This is a genomic window from Bradyrhizobium sp. CCBAU 21365, from assembly GCF_015291305.1.
Classification (GTDB): Bacteria; Pseudomonadota; Alphaproteobacteria; order Rhizobiales; family Xanthobacteraceae; genus Bradyrhizobium; species Bradyrhizobium elkanii.
In genome coordinates, this window is the sequence record NZ_CP030036.1 from 713,198 (window position 1) to 731,811 (window position 18,614).

Below are 18,614 nucleotides of genomic sequence, written 5' to 3' on the forward strand. Positions count from 1 at the left end.
TCGACACGAATGCGGTCTCACCAAATCAACAACGCCTGCCGGATCGATTCGGCAGGCGGTGGTAGGGCCGTCGCAACGTTCGATCAAACAACCAGATCGTGATGGGTTTGGAGATGATCGGTCGGCGTGCCGCCCATGGCGGCGAAAATCGTCTCGTGGCCAACCCACCATGGCGTGGCGGCATTGGCATGCCCGCTGAACCGATCGGACAAGGTCTGGTTGGTCAGGTCCACATGGCTTGTGTTGGTCTGCGATTGCGTCTGGGTCGATGACGAGAAGTCGAAGCTGTCGCGGTTGGTCAGGTTGACCGTCGACGTATTGGTCGTCTGCGAGGCTACGGAGCCTTGCGTCGGCATGGCCTTCTGCAATGCCAGGTTGGATTGAGCGACATCCGTAGCCGTTGGCAACCGTCGCTCGCCATCGGCGAGGCCGATATACATCAGACTGTTGGCATCGGACGGCGAGACGGTGTCGGGAAGGCCGAGAACGTGGCCCAATTCATGCACGACGGTGGTCAGCAGATCGAGATGGCCTGCCGCGGCCGTCGACGGGTCGGTCAAGAGATCGGTGCCGGCGGCATTGACGGCGTGCGCGAACTCGAAATTGTCCGATGGCGTCGGGTCGATGAACCAGCCATGGCCGGCCGCATCGGTATCGATCGTGATATGCCCGGCACCTTCCTGACCGACAATCTGGCCGGCGAGGTCGGCGACGCTGAAAGTCGTCGCATGCAGGAGAGCGAGCTGCGTCGCGCTGGCGCCCGCACTCGCCCATTGCGCAATCGCCGCCGACACTACCGAGTTGAGCTCAGCCTGCGTCAGGTGCATCTCGCCTGTGCCCGGAGTCGACACCTGAACGCCGCCCGCTTCGGCGAGCAGTGGCGCGACCACCGCGGGAAGCGTCGGCAGCGTGTTGACCAGCGTCGTCGTGCCGACGCCGCCCGTGGTGTCGACGGTGATGGCGCCCGTGCCGCTGGTGTTGTCGTCGGTGATCACGCCCGCAGCGGTGCCCGATGCCGAACCGTTCCGCGAGAGGTTCAGATGGGTGTTGGCGTTGAAGTTGCTCAGCTCGACGTCGGTGGCATAGCTGGCGTTGTGGTTCAGCGTGTTCTTGCTGCCCGTGCCGCCTGCGCCCATGCCGATGACGACATTCGTCGTGCTGGTGTCGGTCGCCGTCGCGCCGTTGTCGACAAGCATTGCGGCAAACGGATTGGCGGAGGTCGGAGACGACACCGAGTTGCCGTAAAGCGTGGCGTTCAGGGTCGAACTGCCGTCGTTGTTCTGGAGATGGATGCCGTTGTTGCCGACCCCGGTGATGGTGTTGTTCTGGATCAGCGTCGTCAGGCTGCCGGCGCCGGCGTCGCGGACGAAGATGCCGTCGGAGTTGGATCCCACCTTCGCCGGGCCGATGACGTTGCTGGCGATGGTGCCGGACATGGTGCCGTTGTCCTGGCCCTTCGCCACGAAGATGCCGACCGTGTCGAAGGCGTTGGCGCCGCCGTCGGTCAGGGTGTTGTGCGAGATATCGAACGTGGTGGTCGCGGCAGAGACGAGACCGCCGGATCCGCTCCTGATGTCGACCGCGGTGCCGCCGCCGGGAATGATGGCCTGTCCGTTGTGGAACGTGTTGCCCCGAACAACGGCGTCCATCGACGCATTGTTGTTGGCGGTCATCGCGATGAAGTCGGCGCGCGTGCCGGCGAACGTGCTGTTCGTCAGCGTGTAGTTGGCGGTCGCGGAATTGTAAACCTGCGCGCGGACATTGTCGTTGCCGCCGATGGCATTGATCAGGCCGAACGTGTCGTTGTCCATCGTCAAGCGGTTCAGCGTGCCGCTGGTGTTGTAGAGATCGATGTTCTGATTGTATCCGCCGGAGATGCCGGATCCGGTGATCGAGGCGGTGCCGAGCAGATTGTCGAACCGGATGCTGCTTTCCTCGCGGTCACCGGCATTGGTGGTGCCGTTGACGCCGCTGATGGTTCCGTCCGCGAACGTGAATCCGGTGACGTTGTTGCCGTAGATCGCGAAGTTGCTGAAGTCATGCAGCGTCATGTCGCTCAGCGACACGTTTGAGGTGTTGTGCAGGTAGATGCCGGTTCCGCCGGTGCCTGACGTCGTCTGCCCACCGGCGTCGGTGCCGCTCAGGATGTCAGCCCCGGTCTTGTTGTTGATGGTGCCGCCGGAGCCGGCAGTTCCCGTGCCGGTGACCGTGAGCCCGCCGGCCGCTCCCGTCGTGTCGAGGATGATGCCGGCGTTGCCCGACGAGCCGGTCGACGAAATGCTCTTGAAGGTGAGATTGCCCGCGCCGATGTTGGTGTGCTCGACATCGAGGGCAGTGCCGGTCGTCGACGTGATGGTGTTGTTGCTGCCGGTGACGACGATCGTGCCGCCATGGGTGAAGCTCATGCCGCTGCCGCTGGCGGTCTTGATCACGATGTCGGACATCGTGACGGTGCCGACATTGAAGCCGTCGTCGCTGATGCCCATGCCGGTCGAGGCCGAGGTATCGATGCTGACGCCGCTGATGCTGTGGCCCGACGTGCCGAGCAGGTCGATGCCGTTGTCGGCGCCGGTTACCTGGATCACCGGATCGGTGCCGGTCGCGGTGTTCGCGGTAACCACGGCGCCGGTCACCGGATTGGTGAAGGTCAGGCTGTGGCTGCCGCCGACCAGGTTGACGCCGTTGGCGAGGTTGATGCCGTTGGCCTCGGTATAGGTGCCGGACCTCAGCACGACATAGTCGCCCGAGCCCGCCGGATTGGCCGCGTTGTAGGCGGCGATCGAGGTGTATGGATCGGCCGCGGTGCCGAGATTGGCGCTGTTGGCGAGCGCCGTGGGCGAGTTGTCGATGTAGAACACCTGCGGGACGACGCCGACATGGAAGGTCTGGGCGCCCGACGTGAGCGGCCCGCCGGTGCCGGTATTGCCGTTGTCGTTGATGTTCAGCGTGACGGTGTCCGAGCCGGTGAAGCCGTCGTCGCTGTTGTAGGTCAGCGTGGCGAGCGCGGTGTTGACCTGCGCGACGGTGCCGGTCAGCGTCACTGTGTGGCTGCTGTTGTTGGTGAAGCTGGCGAGCCCGGCGGTATTGAAGGTCAGGTTCGCATGGCTTGAGGCAATCGTTGCCGTGACGTTGCCGCTCGCGGCATCGATGTCGGCGACCGAAAGCCCTGAAATCGCGAGGTTGGTGTGCGAGAACGCCGTGCCGATCGAATTGTCCGCCGGCACCGACGCGGTGGGCCCGTCGTCCACGGCAGTGACGCTTCCCGTCGTCGATCCCGACCCGGTGTTGCTGCCGCCATTCGCGGTGCCACCGTCATCGTGCACGGTCAGGGTGTAGGAACGCGCGGTGGTGTCGGGGTTTTCGCTGGTGTTGTTGAACTGGATCAGGTCCAGCGCCGCATTGTAGTGCGCGAGCGTGTCGGTACCGGTGAAACTGATCGTCTCGGTGCCCGCGGTGCTGGTGATCTCGAAGTGAATGCCGCCGATATCGCCGCTGTTGCCGGCGTGGCCGGCGATCGACAGCGCATCCGACGGCTTCAGATTGTTCAGCACGAAGGTCGCATCGGTCAGGTTGTTGCCTTCGGCGTCCGTGATCGTCAGGTTCGGCGTGATCGTGACCGGCGTCGAGTTGGCGGCCGGCGTGCCGTTCGGCGGCTCGGAGAAGCCGGTGATGGCACCGAAGCTCACGACCGGCGCATCGTTGACCGGCGTGACATGGATGGTCGAGGTCGAGGTGTTGCTGCTGTCGGTGCCGTCGGTGACCGTAAAGCTGACGGTGCGATCCGCGCCGGACGGATTGTCGCTCGAGTTGAAATAGGTGATGGAATCGAGCGCGGCCTTGTAGTTGGCGACGCTGGAGGAGCCGGTCAGCGTCAGCACGCCGGTCGCGGAATTGTACGATCCCGAGATGCCGATCTGGCCTGCGAAGCCCAGCACGTCCTGGCCGGCGGCGAAGCCGCCGGTGATCTGCACCGTCGCGCCGGTCAGGTTGGCGCTGTCGATGTCGGTCACGTTGACCGACGCGTCGATCACGGTCGCAGCCTGGTTTTCGGTGTAGTTCAGCGTGCCGCCGGCGGTCGTGACCGGCGGATCGTTGACCGGCGTGACGTTGATGGTGCCGGTGACCGGCGTGGAGGTCGCCGTGCCGTCGTTTGCGATGATCGTGACGGTGCGCGCCAGACCCGACGGGTTGTCGCTGGTGTTCTGATAGGTCACCGAGGCGAGCGCCGCCTGATAATCGGCGACGCTGGCGGTGCCTGTCAGCGTCAGCATGCCGGTTCCCGCATTGAACGAGCCGGTGATGCCGTTCTGGGACGTAAAGGCGAGGACGTCCTGACCGTTGGCGTAGTTACCGGTGATCTGTACCGTCGCGCCGGTCAGCGTGGCATTGTCGACGTCGGACACGATGATCGCCGGGTCGAACGCGGTCGCGGCCTGGTTCTCGGTGTAGTTGAGGGTGTGACCGGCGGTGACGACGGGCGGGTCGTTGACCGGGGTGACGTTGATGGTGTCGGTGACCGGCGAGCTGTCGAGCGTGCCGTCATTGGTCGTGATGGTGACGGTGCGCGCCAGCCCTGACGGATTGTCGCTGGTGTTGATGTAAGTCACCGACGCCAGCGCGGCCTGGTAGTTCGCGACGCTGGAGGAGCCGGTCAGCGTCAGCGTTCCGGTTACGGCATCGAACGAGCCGGTGATGCCGTTCTGGTTGGTGAAGCCGAGGACATCCTGGCCGCTGACATAGTTGCCGGTGATCTGCACCGTCGCGGACAACAGATTGGCGTCGTCGCCGTCGGTGACGGTGATCGCCGAATCGATCACGGTCGCGGCCTGGTTCTCGGTATAGTTCAGCGTGTGGCCAGCGGTGACGACCGGCGCCTGGTCGACCACGACGGCGATGGTGAAGGTCTGCTGGCTGTGCAGGGTGCCGTCGCTCGCATCGACTGTGACGTCATAGGACGGGTCGGCAATGTTGATCTTGCTGGGATCGGCGACCGTGATCTTGCCGGTGGTCGCATTGATGGTGAAGCCGCCGCCGGAGGTGTCGCCGACCAGCGAATAGGTCACCGCGGGGCCGTTGACGTCGGTCGAGGATGCCGTGACGCCGGTTCCCGCGCCGACCGGCGCGTTGACCGCAACACGGTTGGCGCCGGCGTCGGCATCGACCGGGGCCGACGGCGCGACGTCGGTGACGGCGATGGTGAAGGTCTGCGAGCTCGCCGTCGTGCCGTCGCTGGCCTGCGCGGTGACGGTGTAGGCGTGGCCGGGCGCGCTTTCGTAATCGAGCTTGGTGCTATCCGCGACGGTGATGACGCCCGTTGTCGCGTTGATGGTGAAGCCGCCGCCGGAGGTGTCGCCGATCAGGGCATAGGTCACCGGCGGGCCATTGACGTCGATCGATGACGCCGTGACACCGACGGTCGAGCCGTTGGCCGCGCCTTCGGCGATCGCATTGGCGCCGGCGTCGCTGTCGACCGGAACCGAGGGCGGAGCTTCGGTGACGGCGATGGTGAAGGTCTGCGAGGTCGCAAGGGTGCCGTCGCTGGCCTGCGCGGTGACGGTATAGGCGTGGCCCGGCGCGCTTTCGTAATCGAGCTTGCTCGGGTCGGCGACGGTGATGACACCCGTTGTCGCGTTGATGGTGAAGCCGCCGCCGGAGCTGTCGCCGGTCAGCGAATAGGTCACCGCCGGCCCGTTGATGTCGGTCGAGGATGCGGTGACGCCGACCGTGGTGCCGACGGCCGCGCCTTCGACGACGGTATTGGCGGCAGCATTGTTGTCGACCGGGGCCGACGGCGCAACGTCGGTGACGTTGACGGTGAAGGTCTGCGTGCTGGTCTGCGTGCCGTCGCTGGCCTGTGCGGTGATGGTGTAGGCGTGGCCGGGCGCGGTTTCGAAATCGATCTTGGTGGGATCGGCGACGGTGATGACACCGGTCGCGGCGTTGATGGTGAGGCCGTGGGCATCGCCGACCAGCGAATAGGTCACGGTGCCGCCATTGATGTCGGTGGCGTGCGCGGTGATGCCGACGGCGGTGCCGATGGCGGCGCCTTCGACCACTGTGTTGATCGCGGCGTCAGAGTCGGTGGGCGCCGACGGCGGGGCGTCGGTCACGCCGATCGTGAAGGTTTGCGTCGTCGAGGTCGCGCCGCTCGTGGCCTGTACGGTGATGGTGTAGGCGTGGCCGGGTGCGCTCTCGTAATCGAGCTTGTTCGGATCGGCGACGGTGACGACGCCCGTCGTGGCATTGATGGTGAAGCCGCCGCCTGAGGTGTCGCCGGTCAGCGAATAGGTGGTGGTTGCGGGGCCGTTCGGATCGACCGCGGAGGCAGTGATGCCGACCAGCGTGTTGACGGCTGCGCCTTCGACGACGCTGTTGGCGGCGGCGTTGACGTCGACCGGCGCGTTGATCGCGACGTCGTTGACGTTGATCGTGAAGCTCTGCGAACTGACGCCGCCATGGCCGTCGCTGGCCTGGACCGTGATGGTGTAGGCGTGACCCGGCGCGGTCTCGAAGTCGATCTTGGTGGAATCGGCGACGGTGACGATGCCGGTATTGGGATCGATCTTGAAGCCGCCATGGGAGGAATCCGATGTCAGCGAGTAGGTGACGCCGGGGCCGTTGACGTCGGCCGACGAGGCGGTGATGCCGACCGAGGTGTTGACCGCAGCGCCCTCGTTGACTGCGTTGGCGGTGGCGTTGCCGTCGGTCGGCGTCGAGGGCGGCGCGTTGCTGACCGCGATCGTGAAGCTCTGCGACGAGACGAAGATACCGTCGGTCGCCTGCACATTGACGACGTAGCTGCCGCCGGAGCTCTCGAAATCGACCTTGGAGGGATCGGCAATCGACACCACGCCGGTATTCGGATCGACCTTGAAGCCGCCATGCGAGGAATCGGACACCAGCGAATAGGTGACCGGAAGACCGATCAGGCTGGTGGATTGCGCGGTGATGCCGACCGATGTGTTGGCTGCGGCGCCCTCAACGACCGTGTTGGCGCCGGAATTGGCGTCGGTCGGAGGCGACAGGAAGCCGGGCACCGGCGGCCACGGTGTGCCGGGAGGACAGCCCAGGTAAAGATATTGCAGGCCATAGGTATTGACGAACGCCTGCGCGGCCGGATCCAGAATGATATTGCCGCTCGGATCGAGGTGAAGCTCGGGGCGTGTTAAACCACCGATTGTATAGGCAGGTATGGTCGTCATGAGCACTCCCGCGATCGGCGTGAAAGCCGATCAATAACTACAATTGTTGGGGACGACGACGTGTGAAGCGGTTCACACGTTGAGGTTGACCACTCGCGACCCGAGATCGCACCGGTCCGCTCGCAATATGCGGACACCGCGACGGTTGCGGAGTCCCGACATCAGCAAGTTCAAATACGCTTGCCATTACGTAATCGCTTCCACTCACACTCGCCGCGAGAAAAACCCAATGAATGTTCGAGAAAAGCGCGGCGGCCAAGAAAATTTACCGGTTGGCAACCACGACCGTATTGTCGATGTTTCCGAGTGTCAATGTGTGTCCGCGTGACACCGCGTCGTTAACCACGATTCGGCCATGCAGCGGGAGGTAGAGTGTCGGAATTCGACCATTTTTAATCTTGTGCGGCCCCCGGTGGTTTCTGCGCCGCAGACCGAGTTGGCGTTGTGTGACGAATATGTGTCGGCGATTCGCCTTGTGATTGATTCGCGGCGCGCCTTCCGTGATCTCTTCTCACCCGAAAGGCCAGTGAATCTGTCCCTTCCCGTCGTCACGGCTTCGCGATCACGTCGTAAGGCTTTCAGATTGCGCAACTATTTGCTTGATCCGGCGGCCATCTTGAACAGACTGGGGAGCGGCTACATCTGTGACGTCCGCTGCCGCGACATTGCGGTGGTCCATCCGCGTTGAATCACCGCAAGTTCAATTGCGACTTTCGTAGCCCTGCACTGATCCTGGGGGAGAGGGAATTGAGTTCGATTGACAGAACGGGGCGTGTGGCTCCGATGGCCAGCGTCGAGCGTCATTTGCTTCGCCGCCATGCCTCACGCGGCCTGTCGCTCAGGCCATGGCTCGCCCTTGCGCCGATCGGGCTGCTGGCGGCGCTGGCGCTCGGCGGCTGCGACAACAAGAGCGCGCAATCGCAGGCCGCGCCTCCGCCGCCGCCCGTGACCGTCGCGCAGCCGGTCAAGCGCACGGTCACCGACTGGGACGAGTTCACCGGCCGCTTCGAGGCGATCGAGGAGGTCCAGGTCCGCGCCCGTGTCGGCGGCTTCGTCAACAGCGTCGAGTTCAAGGACGGTGCGATCGTCCACGCCGGCGATCTGCTCTACATCATCGATCCGCGGCCGTTCGAGGCGGTCGTGCTGCAGGCCGAGGGCCAGCTCGCCGACGCACGGGCCAAGGGCGAGCTTGCCAAGCGCGATCTCGAGCGCGGACTGAACCTCGTGCAGACCAGCGCGGTCTCCGAGCAGGTCGTCGACCAGCGCCGCCAGGCGTTGCAGGCGGCGCGCGCGGCCGAGACGCAGGCCGAAGGCACCCTGAAGGCCGCGCAGCTCAATGTCGAATTCACCCATGTGCTGGCGCCGATCACCGGCCGCGTCAGCCGGCATCTGGTGACTCCGGGCAATCTGGTGCAGGGCAGCGAGGGCGGCGCGACGCTGCTCACCTCGATCGTGTCGCTCGATCCGATCTACATCTATTTCGACGTCGACGAGGCGACCTATCAGCGCAACAGCAAGCTGTGGTTCGAAGGCAGGCGGCCGAGCTCGCGCGACACGGCGAACCCGGTGCAGATCGCGTTGACCGGCGAAACCAAGCCCTCGCATGAGGGCAAGATGGACTTCCTCGACAACCGGCTCGACGTCTCGACCGCGACGCTGCGCAGCCGCGCGGTGGTTCCGAACAAGGATCTGTCGGTCCTGCCCGGCCAGTTCGGCCGCGTCCGCATCATCGGCTCCTCGCCCTATGAGGCGCTGTTGATCCCGGACAGCGCGGTTGCCACCGACCAGTCGCGCAAGATCGTGTTCGTGGTCAAGGATGACAACACGGTGGAGGCGAGGGCGGTCGTGCTCGGCCCGCTCGATGACGGCCTGCGCGTCGTCCGCGAAGGCCTCAAGGCGGAGGATCACGTGATCGTCGACGGCCTGCAGCGCGCCCGCGTCGGCGCCAAGGTGACGCCGAAAATGGCGCAGGCTCCGGCGGATTCCAAGCCTGCGGCAGGCGACAAGCCCGCGGCCGCCGACAAGCCCGCCGCAGGTGCCAAACCATGAATCTCGGAAGGCTCTCCATCAACCAGCCCATCCTCGCGATGGTGCTGTCGATCGTGCTGCTGATCGTCGGCGCGATCGCCTATCCGACGCTGCCGGTCTCGGAATATCCGCAAGTGGTGCCGCCGACCGTCGTCGTCACCACGCAATATCCGGGCGCCTCGGCGCAAACCGTGTCCGACACTGTCGCCGCTCCGATCGAGCAGGAGATCAACGGCGTCGAGGACATGCTGTATCTCTACAGCCAGGCGACGTCGAACGGCCAGCTCACCATCACCGCGACCTTCAAGCTCGGCACCGACCTCGACAAGGCTCAGGTGCTGGTGCAGAACCGCGTCGCGATCGCGCAGCCGCGGCTGCCCGAAGAGGTGCAGCGCAACGGCGTGACCACGCGCAAGAACTCGCCCGACATCCTGATGGTCGTGTTCATGCTGTCGCCCGACGACACGTTCGACCAGCTCTACATCTCCAACTACGCGCTGCTGCAGGTCCGCGACCAGCTGTTGCGGCTCGATGGCGTCGGCGACATCCAGATGTTCGGCGCGCGCGATTACTCGATGCGGCTGTGGCTCGATCCCGACCGGATCGCCAATCTCGGTCTGACCTCGACCGAGGTGCTGGCGGCGATCCGGGCGCAGAACCTGCAGATCGCCGGGGGACAGATCGCCGAGCCGCCGATCGCCGATCGCGCATTCCAGCCGAACCTCGTCTTCACCGGCCGCCTCAAGGACATCAGGCAGTTCGAGGACATCGTGGTGAAGGCCGGCTCCGACGGCCGCACGGTACGTCTGCGCGACGTCGCCCGCGTCGAGCTCGGCGCGCTGTCCTACGCAACCAACAGCTTCCTGCTGCGCAAATCCGCCGTCGCGCTGCTGGTGACGCAACGGCCCGGATCGAACGCGCTCGCCACCGCCAAGAGCATCTCCGACACGATGGAGCGGATGAAGGCGAGTTTCCCGAAGGGGCTCGACTACAATATCGGCTACAACCCGACCGAATTCATCGCCCAATCGGTCCACGAGCTGATCAAGACGATCTACGAGGCGATGGCGCTCGTCGTCATCGTGGTGCTGGTGTTCCTGCAGGGATGGCGGCCTGCGATCATCCCGATCATCGCGATCCCGGTGTCGCTGGTCGGCACCTTCGCGGTGATGGCCGCGCTCGGCTTCTCGATCAACAATCTGACGCTGTTCGGTCTGGTGCTCGCGGTCGGCATCGTGGTCGACGACGCCATCGTGGTGGTCGAGAATGTCGAGCGCCATCTCGAGCACGGCATGAGCAGGCGCGACGCTGCGCTCAAGACCATGGAGGAGGTCGGCGGCGCGCTGGTCTCGATCGCGCTCGTGCTGTGCGCGGTGTTCGTGCCGACCGCCTTCCTCGGCGGCATTTCCGGGCAGTTCTTCCAGCAATTCGCGGTGACGATCGCGGTCGCGACCGCGATCTCCTGCTTCTGCTCGCTGACGCTGTCGCCGGCGCTGGCCTCGCAGATCCTGGTGCCGCATGAGGAGAAACGCCCGCCGGCGCGCTGGAACATCATCGCGCGCGGCTGGGATAGTTTCACCGCGCTGTTCAACCGCGTGTTCGACCGGCTCGCGCACGGCTATGCATCGGTGGCCGACTTCGTGATCCGGCATACGGTGGTGATGCTTGCGCTCTACCTCGTGCTGATCGGCAGCGCCGGCTGGCTGCTCGCGACCACCTCGCAGGGCTTCATTCCGGCGCAGGATCGCGGCTACGTCATCATCTCGGCGCAGCTGCCGGGCGCCGCGTCGCTGGCGCGGACCACCGCTGTTGTGCGCGAGATCGAGCGGATTGCGCTGGATACGCCGGGCATCGTTCGCGTCGCGGCTTTCGCCGGCTTCTCCGGTGCGACGCGCACGCAGCAGGGCAACGCCGCGGCGCTGTTTCCGGTATTCGACGAGCCGGAGGCGCGCCTGAAGAAGGGGCTGACGGCGAACGCGATCACGGCCGAATTGCGCAAGCGTCTGTCGGTGATCCAGGGCGCCTTCATCATCGTCATTCCGCCGCCGGCCGTGCCCGGTATCGGCACCGGTGGTGGCTTCACCATCCGTGTCCAGGATCGCCAGGGACGCGGACCCGAACTGCTGGCTTCCGCGACCGATGAACTGGTGACAGCCGCGCGCAAGTCGCCGTCTCTCACGTCGGTGTTCTCGCCGTTCACCGCGAACACGCCGCAGCTGTTCGTCGACATTGATCGCGTCAAAGCGCAGAAGCTTGGGGTGCCGATCGCTAACATCAATGACACGATCCAGACCTATTTTGGTTCGACCTATGTCAACGACTTCAACCTGTTCGGCCGCACCTATCACGTTACCGCGCAAGCCGATCTGCCGTTCCGGAAAGACAGCCCCGATCTCGCAAGGCTGCGCACCCGCAACGTCGCCGGCGACATGGTGATGCTCGGCAGCATCGTGGACTTCAAGGACGTCTCGGGACCCGACCGCGTCGCGCGCTACAATCTGTACTCGGCGTCCGAACTGCAGGGTGAACCGGCACCGGGCGTGAGCTCGACGACGGCGCTCAACACCATCAAGCAGCTCGCCGACCAGACATTGCCGAGCGGCTTTTCCTTCGAGTGGACCGACCTGTCCTACCAGCAGGTCACCGGCGCCAATGCCGGCCTCTACGTGTTCCCGATCTGCGTGCTGTTCGTCTATCTGGTGCTGGCCGCGCAATATGGCAGCTGGACCTTGCCGTTCGCGGTGATCCTGATCGTGCCGATGTGCCTGTTCGCGGCCACGATCGGCGTGCGCATCATGGGCCAGGACGTCAACATCCTGACCCAGATCGGCTTCGTGGTGCTGGTGGGGCTGGCCGCCAAGAACGCGATCCTGATCGTCGAGTTCGCGCGCGACATCGAGCTCGAGGGCCGATCGCGGCTGGACGCGGTGATCGAGGCCTGCCGGCTCCGTCTGCGGCCGATCCTGATGACCTCGTTCGCCTTCATCCTCGGCGTGCTGCCGCTGGTGGTGTCGACCGGTTCGGGCTCGGAGATGCGGCAGGCGGTCGGCGTTGCCGTGTTCTTCGGCATGCTCGGCGTCACCCTGTTCGGCCTGGTCTTCACGCCGATCTTTTACATGGTGGTGCGCAACCTCGCGGAGGGAAAGAACGAGGGCAAGCCCGCGGAGCCCAAGGCAACTGTGGCGGGGTGACGGGAAAGTAGCAAGTGCTGTCGACGCAGCCCATACTTTTGGCTGAGCGGAAATCGATGGGCAGGCGTGGGGTTATAAAATAATGTCGCGCCGATTTTCCTGATAGAAACTGCTGGGAGAGCATGAAATGAAGTCCGGATTTTTGGCCGCGGTCGCGGCTTGCAGCCTGATGCTTGCGGCGCCGGCGATGGCCCAGGGCGTCAAGATCGGCATCCTGAACGATCAGTCCGGCGTCTATGCCGACTACGGCGGCAAATATTCGCTTGAAGCCGCGCGGATGGCGGTCGAGGATTTCGGCGGCGAGGTGCTGGGACAGAAGATCGAGATCGTTACCGCCGACCATCAGAACAAGCCGGACCTTGCGACCGCGATCGCGCGGCGCTGGTACGAGGTCGAGAACGTCGACATGATCACCGAGCTCACGACGTCGTCGGTCGCGCTCGCGGTGCAGGAGCTGTCGAAGGAAAAGAAGAAGATCGACATCGTGGTTGGCGCGGCGACCTCGCGCATCACGGGCGATGCCTGCACGCCCTACAGCTTCCACTGGGCCTATGACACCCGCGCGCTCGCCGTCGGGACCGGCGGCGCGCTGACGGAGGCGGGTGGCGACACCTGGTTCTTCCTGACCGCCGACTACGCCTTCGGCTACGCGCTGGAAAAGGACACCAGCGACATCGTCGTGTCGAAGAAGGGCAAGGTGGTCGGCTCGGTCCGCGTGCCGCTCAATTCGTCGGACTTCTCGTCCTTCCTGCTGCAGGCGCAGAGCTCGAAGGCCAAGATCATCGGGCTTGCCAACGCCGGACTCGACACCACCAACTCGATCAAGCAAGCGGCCGAGTTCGGCATCGTGCGCGGCGGCCAGAAGCTCGCCGGCCTGTTGATGACGCTGTCGGAGGTGAACGGTCTTGGGCTCGAGGCGGCGCAGGGTCTCGTGCTCACCGAGGGCTTCTACTGGGATCACGACGATGCCTCGCGCGCCTTCAGCGAGCGCTTCTTCAAGCGCACCAGCCGGATGCCGAGCATGATTCACGCCGGCACCTATTCGGCGACGCTGAGCTATTTGAAGGCGGTGAAGGCCGCCGGCACCAAGGACAGCGAGGCGGTCGCCGCCAAGCTGAAGGAGCTGCCGGTCGATGACGCCTTCGCCAAGGGCAAGGTGCTCGCGAACGGCCGCATGGTCCACGACCTCTATCTGTTCGAGGTCAAGAAGCCCTCGGAGTCGAAGAAGCCGTGGGACTATTACAAGCAGATCGCCGTGGTGCCCGGCGACCAGGCCTTCTTCACTGCCAAGGAAAGCGGCTGCCCGCTGACCAAGTGAGGCGGGGCTGGTGTACCGCGCAGCTCACGACACAATATCACCGTCCTCCCTGCGAAAGCAGGGACCCATAACCACCGCCCTCAATCGTAGCGTCGGGCTGGAGCCCCAGCCATCGCAAAACTTGGCCCTGTGGTTATGGGTCCCGGGTCAAGCCCGGGACGACAACGGAGTGTGTGGCGACTATTGAAGCTTCAATGCGCCAGCCGCCACACCGCGCCGCCGATCGCGCCGACCCAGAGGATGACGCAGGCCAGCGCCTGGATGGCGAAGCCGGGGCTGCGCTTCGCCACCGCTTCGCGATAGCCGATGAAATAGACGATGCGGCCGATCACCCAGATCGCGCCGACCGCCGCGGCCGCGGCATCGCCGACATAGATCGCGAACAGCCAGAGCGACGGCAGGAAAATCGGCATCCATTCCAGCGTGTTCATCTGGATGCGGTAGATGCGCTCGAAATCCGGATTGCCCGTGATCGCCGGCAGCTTGACCCCGTAGACCGCGCGGGCGCGTGCGACCTGTAGCGCGAAGAAGAAGTGCAGCGCGACCGCAAGGCAGGTGACGATGGCGGTGTAGTGGTACATGTCAGGCGTGTCCTCTTTCCATTGGCCCCGATGTCATGACGGGACAGCGAAGCCCGGTGTGACATGCGGAGCGGCGCCAATCTTCCGTCGGCGACCTAGTATCCGGTCATCTCAAGATAGCCGATTCCGGCGTGGCTGCCTGCAAAGCGGATCGGGCCTTCCCAGTAGGGGAAGCTGGTTCCCATCCAGGCCTTCGGATTGAGCGGCGTGGTCTCGATGGCAAGGCCGCGTGCGGGCAGGCTGACGCGCCATGACGTCGGCAGCTTGCGGCCGTCGATTTCGGTGGTTGCGAGCGGCGCGATGCTGTTGCCGCCGGCGGCGATCTCGGCCGAGCGGCCGTCCGGCATGATCCAGTTGCCGAACAGGTTTTCGCGGCCGTCCTTCTGGCGCAGCCGGTACAGCATCAGCTTCTCGTCGCCGGGCAGATGCAGCGAGAACCAGTCCCAGCCGGTCTGGTCGGCCGCCAATGGCTGGCTGCTCCATTCGCGATCCATCCAGGCCATGCCCGTGACGTCGACCGGTCTGTCGTCGATCACGATGCGGCCGGACGCCTTGTAGAACGGCTGGCTGTAGTAATAGGAGGCCTGTCCGCGATCCGACTTGCGGCTGTAGCCGTGGTCGCCCTGCAGCACCAGCGCGCGGTCGGCTTCGAGCCGCAGCGCGGTGCTGAAGTCGGCGGCGGAGGCCTTGAGCTCGAGCGGCGCGACACGCTGCGCATCGAACGCATCGCGCCCGCGCAACTCCCAGGCGTCGATCCAGGCGCGGAACGGCGTGGCTTCCACAGCGGCCTGCCCGACGCCGCCGCGGGCAAAGGTCTCGCTGAAGCGGTGCGTGCCGGTGCTGGTCACGGCGGCGTGGCCCATCCAGAGCTGCTGATTGGCCCAGCCCTCGGCCGGTCCGCCCGCTTTCATCGCCTGGCGGAACAGCGTCCATTGCGCGCCATAGGCCGCGCCGCTCGTGTCGGACAGGTTGGCGGTCACGTACCACCACTCGATCCGGAATTCCGGATGCGGACCATGGTCCGCGGGGAAGGTGAACGGCTTGCCCGGCGAGACGGCGGCAAATCCTTCCGCCGTCTCGCCGAGCCCGGCAAAGCCCTGCGCGAACGTCTTGCCGCCGAGCGCCAGCCCCAGCGCACCGCCGGCAAAGGCGCGACGGGTGATGGTGCCGCTAGCGCTCATTGACAAAGATCCTGATCAGGCTGGCCGGCTGCATGCGGGCCAGCCTCACGACCGGAAGCGCCGCGGCACAGAATGCAGCGGCCAGCGCCACCGCGAGCAGCTCGAGCAGCTGCAGCGGGAAGACGTGGAACGGCAGCCGCCAGCCGAACGCCTTGACGTTGACGATCGCAAGCAGGCACCACGCCACCAGAAGGCCGAGCGGCAGCGCGAACAGCGCAGTGATCAGCGCGACCGCCATGGTCTTCAACAGTTCGAGCGCGGCGAGCCGCCGCCGCGTCAGGCCGATCGCCCAGAGCGGCGCCAGCTGCGGCAGCCGCGAATTGGCCAGCGTGAGCAGGCTGGTCAAAAGCGCGATGCCGGCGACGCCGAGCGTGAAGGCGTTGAGCGCCGCGGTTACCGAGAAGGTGCGGTTGAACACCCGCTTCGATTCCATTTTCATCCGCGCCTGGTCGGCGATGTTGCGATCATCGAGCCCGAATGTCTCCTGCAGCGCAGTGACCAGCGGTGCGATCTTGTCGGGCGCTACGCGGACGCCCATCCGCGTCATTGGCGTCTGCGGGAAGCGCCGCGTCAGCGCGGCGAAGTTGACCGCGATCTGGCCCTTGGGGTTGCCGTAATCGGCATAGATGCCGACGATCTCGAGCGGCCAGTTGCCACCGGGGGCGGGCACCTCGATACGATCGCCGATCGCCAGCTTCATCCGTCGCGACAGCTGCTCGCTGACGAGGCAGGTGTCGCCGGGCCGCAGCCGAACCCACGCATTCGCGGCGCTTTCGAGCAACGGCCAGTTGTCGCGATAGGTGGCGTGGTCGGGCAGGCCGAGCACCTCGATCGGCGCGCCGCCGAGCTGGGTGTCGGCGCGGCCGCCGGGCAGGATTGCCTCAGCCTCGGGCCGGTCGCGCAGCCAGGCCTTGATCTCCTTTGCCTGCTGATCGCTGGCGGCGCTGATGTAAACGTCGGCGGCGAGCCTTCCGTCGAGCCAGACCAGGAAGGTGCGGTTAAAACTTTCCACCATGGTGCCGACACCGACATTGACCGCGAGCGCAAGCAGCAGCGCCATCAGCGCCAGCGACAGGCCCGACAATTGCTGGCGGCTGTCGGCCCAGAACCAGATGCCGACCGGCGCCCGCGCGCTGCGCTGGCCGAAGCCAAGCGCGATTTGCAGGACCATCGGCAGAATCAGCGCCGCGCCGAGCATCAGCGCGGCGAGCACGGCAAAGCCCGCGATCAGGGAATCGCCGAACCAGATCAGGCCCGCGGCGACCGCGAACACCGCAAGTGCCGCCGCGCTCTGGATGATCAGCCAGCGGCGCTGCGCCTGCTGCCAGGCCTGCGGCTGCGCCGTCGCCAGCACCGGCATCCGGATCGCCTTGGCAAGGCTCGCGGCCGCCGCGGCGAGCGCGCCCAGGATGCTGATGGCGATGCCGGCGAACCACCAGACGGGTTTGAGCGAAAGCTGCCCGGGGATCTGCGCGCCATAGAGCCCGCGCAGCGAGGCCGCGACATCCGGCAGCAAGGAAGCCGCGATGAAGTAGCCGCAGACGAGGCCGATGAGGCCGGCGACCAGCGCCAGCGACACCAGCTCGATCACCAGCACGGTGTTGAGCATTCGCGCCGAGACGCCGCAGGCGCGCAGCGTGCGCAGCATCGGCAGCCGCTGCTCGAAGGCGAGGCCGATCGCGGAGTTGACGATGAACAGGCCGACGAAGAACGACAGCAGCCCGAACGCGGTGAGATTGAGATGGAAGCTGTCGGTGAGGCGTTCGAGCTCGCTCTCGGCGCTCGGCTCGACCAGGCGGAGCTTGTCACCCGCCACGCTTTCCAGCGCTGCGTGCGGCGCTTTGGACTTGCCGACCAGCAGGCGCGAGACCTGGCCGGGCATTTTGAGGATGTCCTGCGCGATGCCGATATCGACGATCAGTGCGCCGGGCGCGAGCTCGGCCTGCACGCGCAGCGGCGGCAAGCTCGTGCCGTTGGCCTGTGGCCGCTCGCCTTCCCTGAGGCCGAAATCGCGCAGCGTTTCCAGCGCCACCAGCATTTCGCCCGGCGGTGTGACGAAGGATTGCAGGCTGCCGCGTCCGACCGCCGGCGCGTTGCCGACCTCGGACGGCAGCGTCACCGGCTCGACGCCGAGCAGCCGGAAGCTGCGGCCGTCGATCTGGACCCGGCTCTCCAGTATCGGCGACACCGGCCAGCCGGCACGGCGCAGATCGACGAACAATGTTTGCGGGAAGGTCGCGCTGTCCTTGGCGACCAGCATCGCGGTGCGCGATCCGCCGAAGGTCGCGGCGGCGCGGTCATAGGCGAAGCGGGCCTGCTGGTTCAGCGCCTGCACGCCGCTCCACAGCGCGGTGGCCGAGATCAGTCCGATCAAGAGCGTCGCGAGCTGCATCGGATGCCGCCGCCAGTGGCTGAGCAGCACTGCGAGGATCCACAGCGCGCGCCTCATGCGACGATCCCGGCATGCAAAGTGACCTGGCGGTCGAGCGTCGCCGCGAGCCGCGCGCTGTGCGTGACCATCAGGAAGCCGCAGCCGGTGCGGGTCACGAGATCTCGCGCCAGTGCCAGCACCTCGTCGGCGGTGTCCTCGTCGAGATTGCCGGTCGGCTCGTCGGCGAGCAGCAACAGCGGCTTTGGCGCCAGCGCGCGGCCGATCGCGACGCGCTGCTGCTGACCGCCGGACAATTGCTCGGGATAGCGCCTGAGCAGGCTTTTCAGGCCGAGGCGCTCGACCAGTTCGTCGTGCCAGGCGGCGTCATGCCGGCCGGCGATGCGCGACTGAAACACGAGATTGTCCGCGACCGTCAGGCTCGGGATCAGGTTGAACTGCTGGAAGACGAGGCCGAGCCGGTCGCGGCGCAATTCGGCGCGGCCGGCGTCGTTAAGGCGGGAGACGACGATGTCGGCGAGGGCGATCTCGCCGCTATCGGCGGCATCGAGCCCCGCGATCAGATGCAGCAGCGTGCTCTTGCCGCTGCCGGATTCCCCCGTCAGCGCCACGCTCTCGCCGGTTGCAACGGCAAGGTCGACGCCGCGCAGCACGGCGACGTGTTCGCCGGCAGAGCGGTAACTCTTGGTCAGGCCGGTGACGCGAAGCACCGCGGCGGTCTGGT

The 18,614-nt window shown here is 65.7% G+C and carries 9 protein-coding genes; 4 read left to right on the top strand and 5 right to left on the bottom strand.

Going from position 1 to position 18,614, the window contains the following annotated elements:
• Positions 1 to 83: 83 nt before the first annotated feature.
• Complete coding sequence (locus XI02_RS03220) at positions 84 to 7,202, bottom strand: cadherin domain-containing protein (protein ID WP_194483368.1); 7,119 nt, start codon at positions 7,200 to 7,202, stop codon at positions 84 to 86.
• A 355-nt stretch (positions 7,203 to 7,557) separates the two neighbouring features.
• Here XI02_RS03220 and XI02_RS03225 point away from each other — a divergent pair, with 355 nt between their 5' ends.
• The 4 genes from XI02_RS03225 to XI02_RS03240 all read left to right on the top strand — a co-directional run bounded on the left by XI02_RS03225 (position 7,558) and on the right by XI02_RS03240 (position 13,739).
• Positions 7,558 to 7,890: a hypothetical protein gene (locus XI02_RS03225; RefSeq protein ID WP_172645986.1), complete on the top strand. Its 333-nt coding sequence runs from the start codon at positions 7,558 to 7,560 to the stop codon at positions 7,888 to 7,890.
• A gap of 95 nt (positions 7,891 to 7,985) precedes the next feature.
• Positions 7,986 to 9,251, top strand: a complete 1,266-nt coding sequence (locus XI02_RS03230) for an efflux RND transporter periplasmic adaptor subunit (protein WP_172645985.1) — start codon at positions 7,986 to 7,988, stop codon at positions 9,249 to 9,251.
• Positions 9,248 to 12,421 carry an efflux RND transporter permease subunit gene (locus XI02_RS03235; RefSeq protein ID WP_016839788.1) on the top strand — a complete coding sequence of 1,058 codons (3,174 nt, stop codon included), beginning with the start codon at positions 9,248 to 9,250 and terminating at the stop codon, positions 12,419 to 12,421. The genes XI02_RS03230 and XI02_RS03235 overlap by 4 nt, the downstream gene beginning before the upstream one ends.
• Positions 12,422 to 12,548: 127 nt before the next feature.
• Positions 12,549 to 13,739: an ABC transporter substrate-binding protein gene (locus XI02_RS03240; RefSeq protein ID WP_172645984.1), complete on the top strand. Its 1,191-nt coding sequence runs from the start codon at positions 12,549 to 12,551 to the stop codon at positions 13,737 to 13,739.
• Positions 13,740 to 13,930: 191 nt separating this feature from the next.
• Here XI02_RS03240 and XI02_RS03245 read toward each other — a convergent pair whose 3' ends face one another.
• The 4 genes from XI02_RS03245 to XI02_RS03260 all read right to left on the bottom strand — a co-directional run bounded on the left by XI02_RS03245 (position 13,931) and on the right by XI02_RS03260 (position 18,600).
• Positions 13,931 to 14,320, bottom strand: a complete 390-nt coding sequence (locus XI02_RS03245) for an MAPEG family protein (RefSeq protein ID WP_172645983.1) — start codon at positions 14,318 to 14,320, stop codon at positions 13,931 to 13,933.
• Between the two features lie 95 nt (positions 14,321 to 14,415).
• Positions 14,416 to 15,501, bottom strand: a complete 1,086-nt coding sequence (locus XI02_RS03250) for a lipocalin-like domain-containing protein (protein ID WP_172645982.1) — start codon at positions 15,499 to 15,501, stop codon at positions 14,416 to 14,418.
• Positions 15,491 to 17,950 (bottom strand): ABC transporter permease, encoded by a 2,460-nt coding sequence (locus XI02_RS03255; protein ID WP_194483369.1) that lies wholly within the window; start codon positions 17,948 to 17,950, stop codon positions 15,491 to 15,493. The genes XI02_RS03250 and XI02_RS03255 overlap by 11 nt, the downstream gene beginning before the upstream one ends.
• On the bottom strand, positions 17,947 to 18,600 hold the full coding sequence (locus tag XI02_RS03260) for an ABC transporter ATP-binding protein (RefSeq protein WP_016839783.1): 654 nt from the start codon (positions 18,598 to 18,600) through the stop codon (positions 17,947 to 17,949). Before XI02_RS03260 ends, XI02_RS03255 begins: the two co-directional genes overlap by 4 nt.
• Between the last annotated feature and the right edge of the window lie 14 nt (positions 18,601 to 18,614).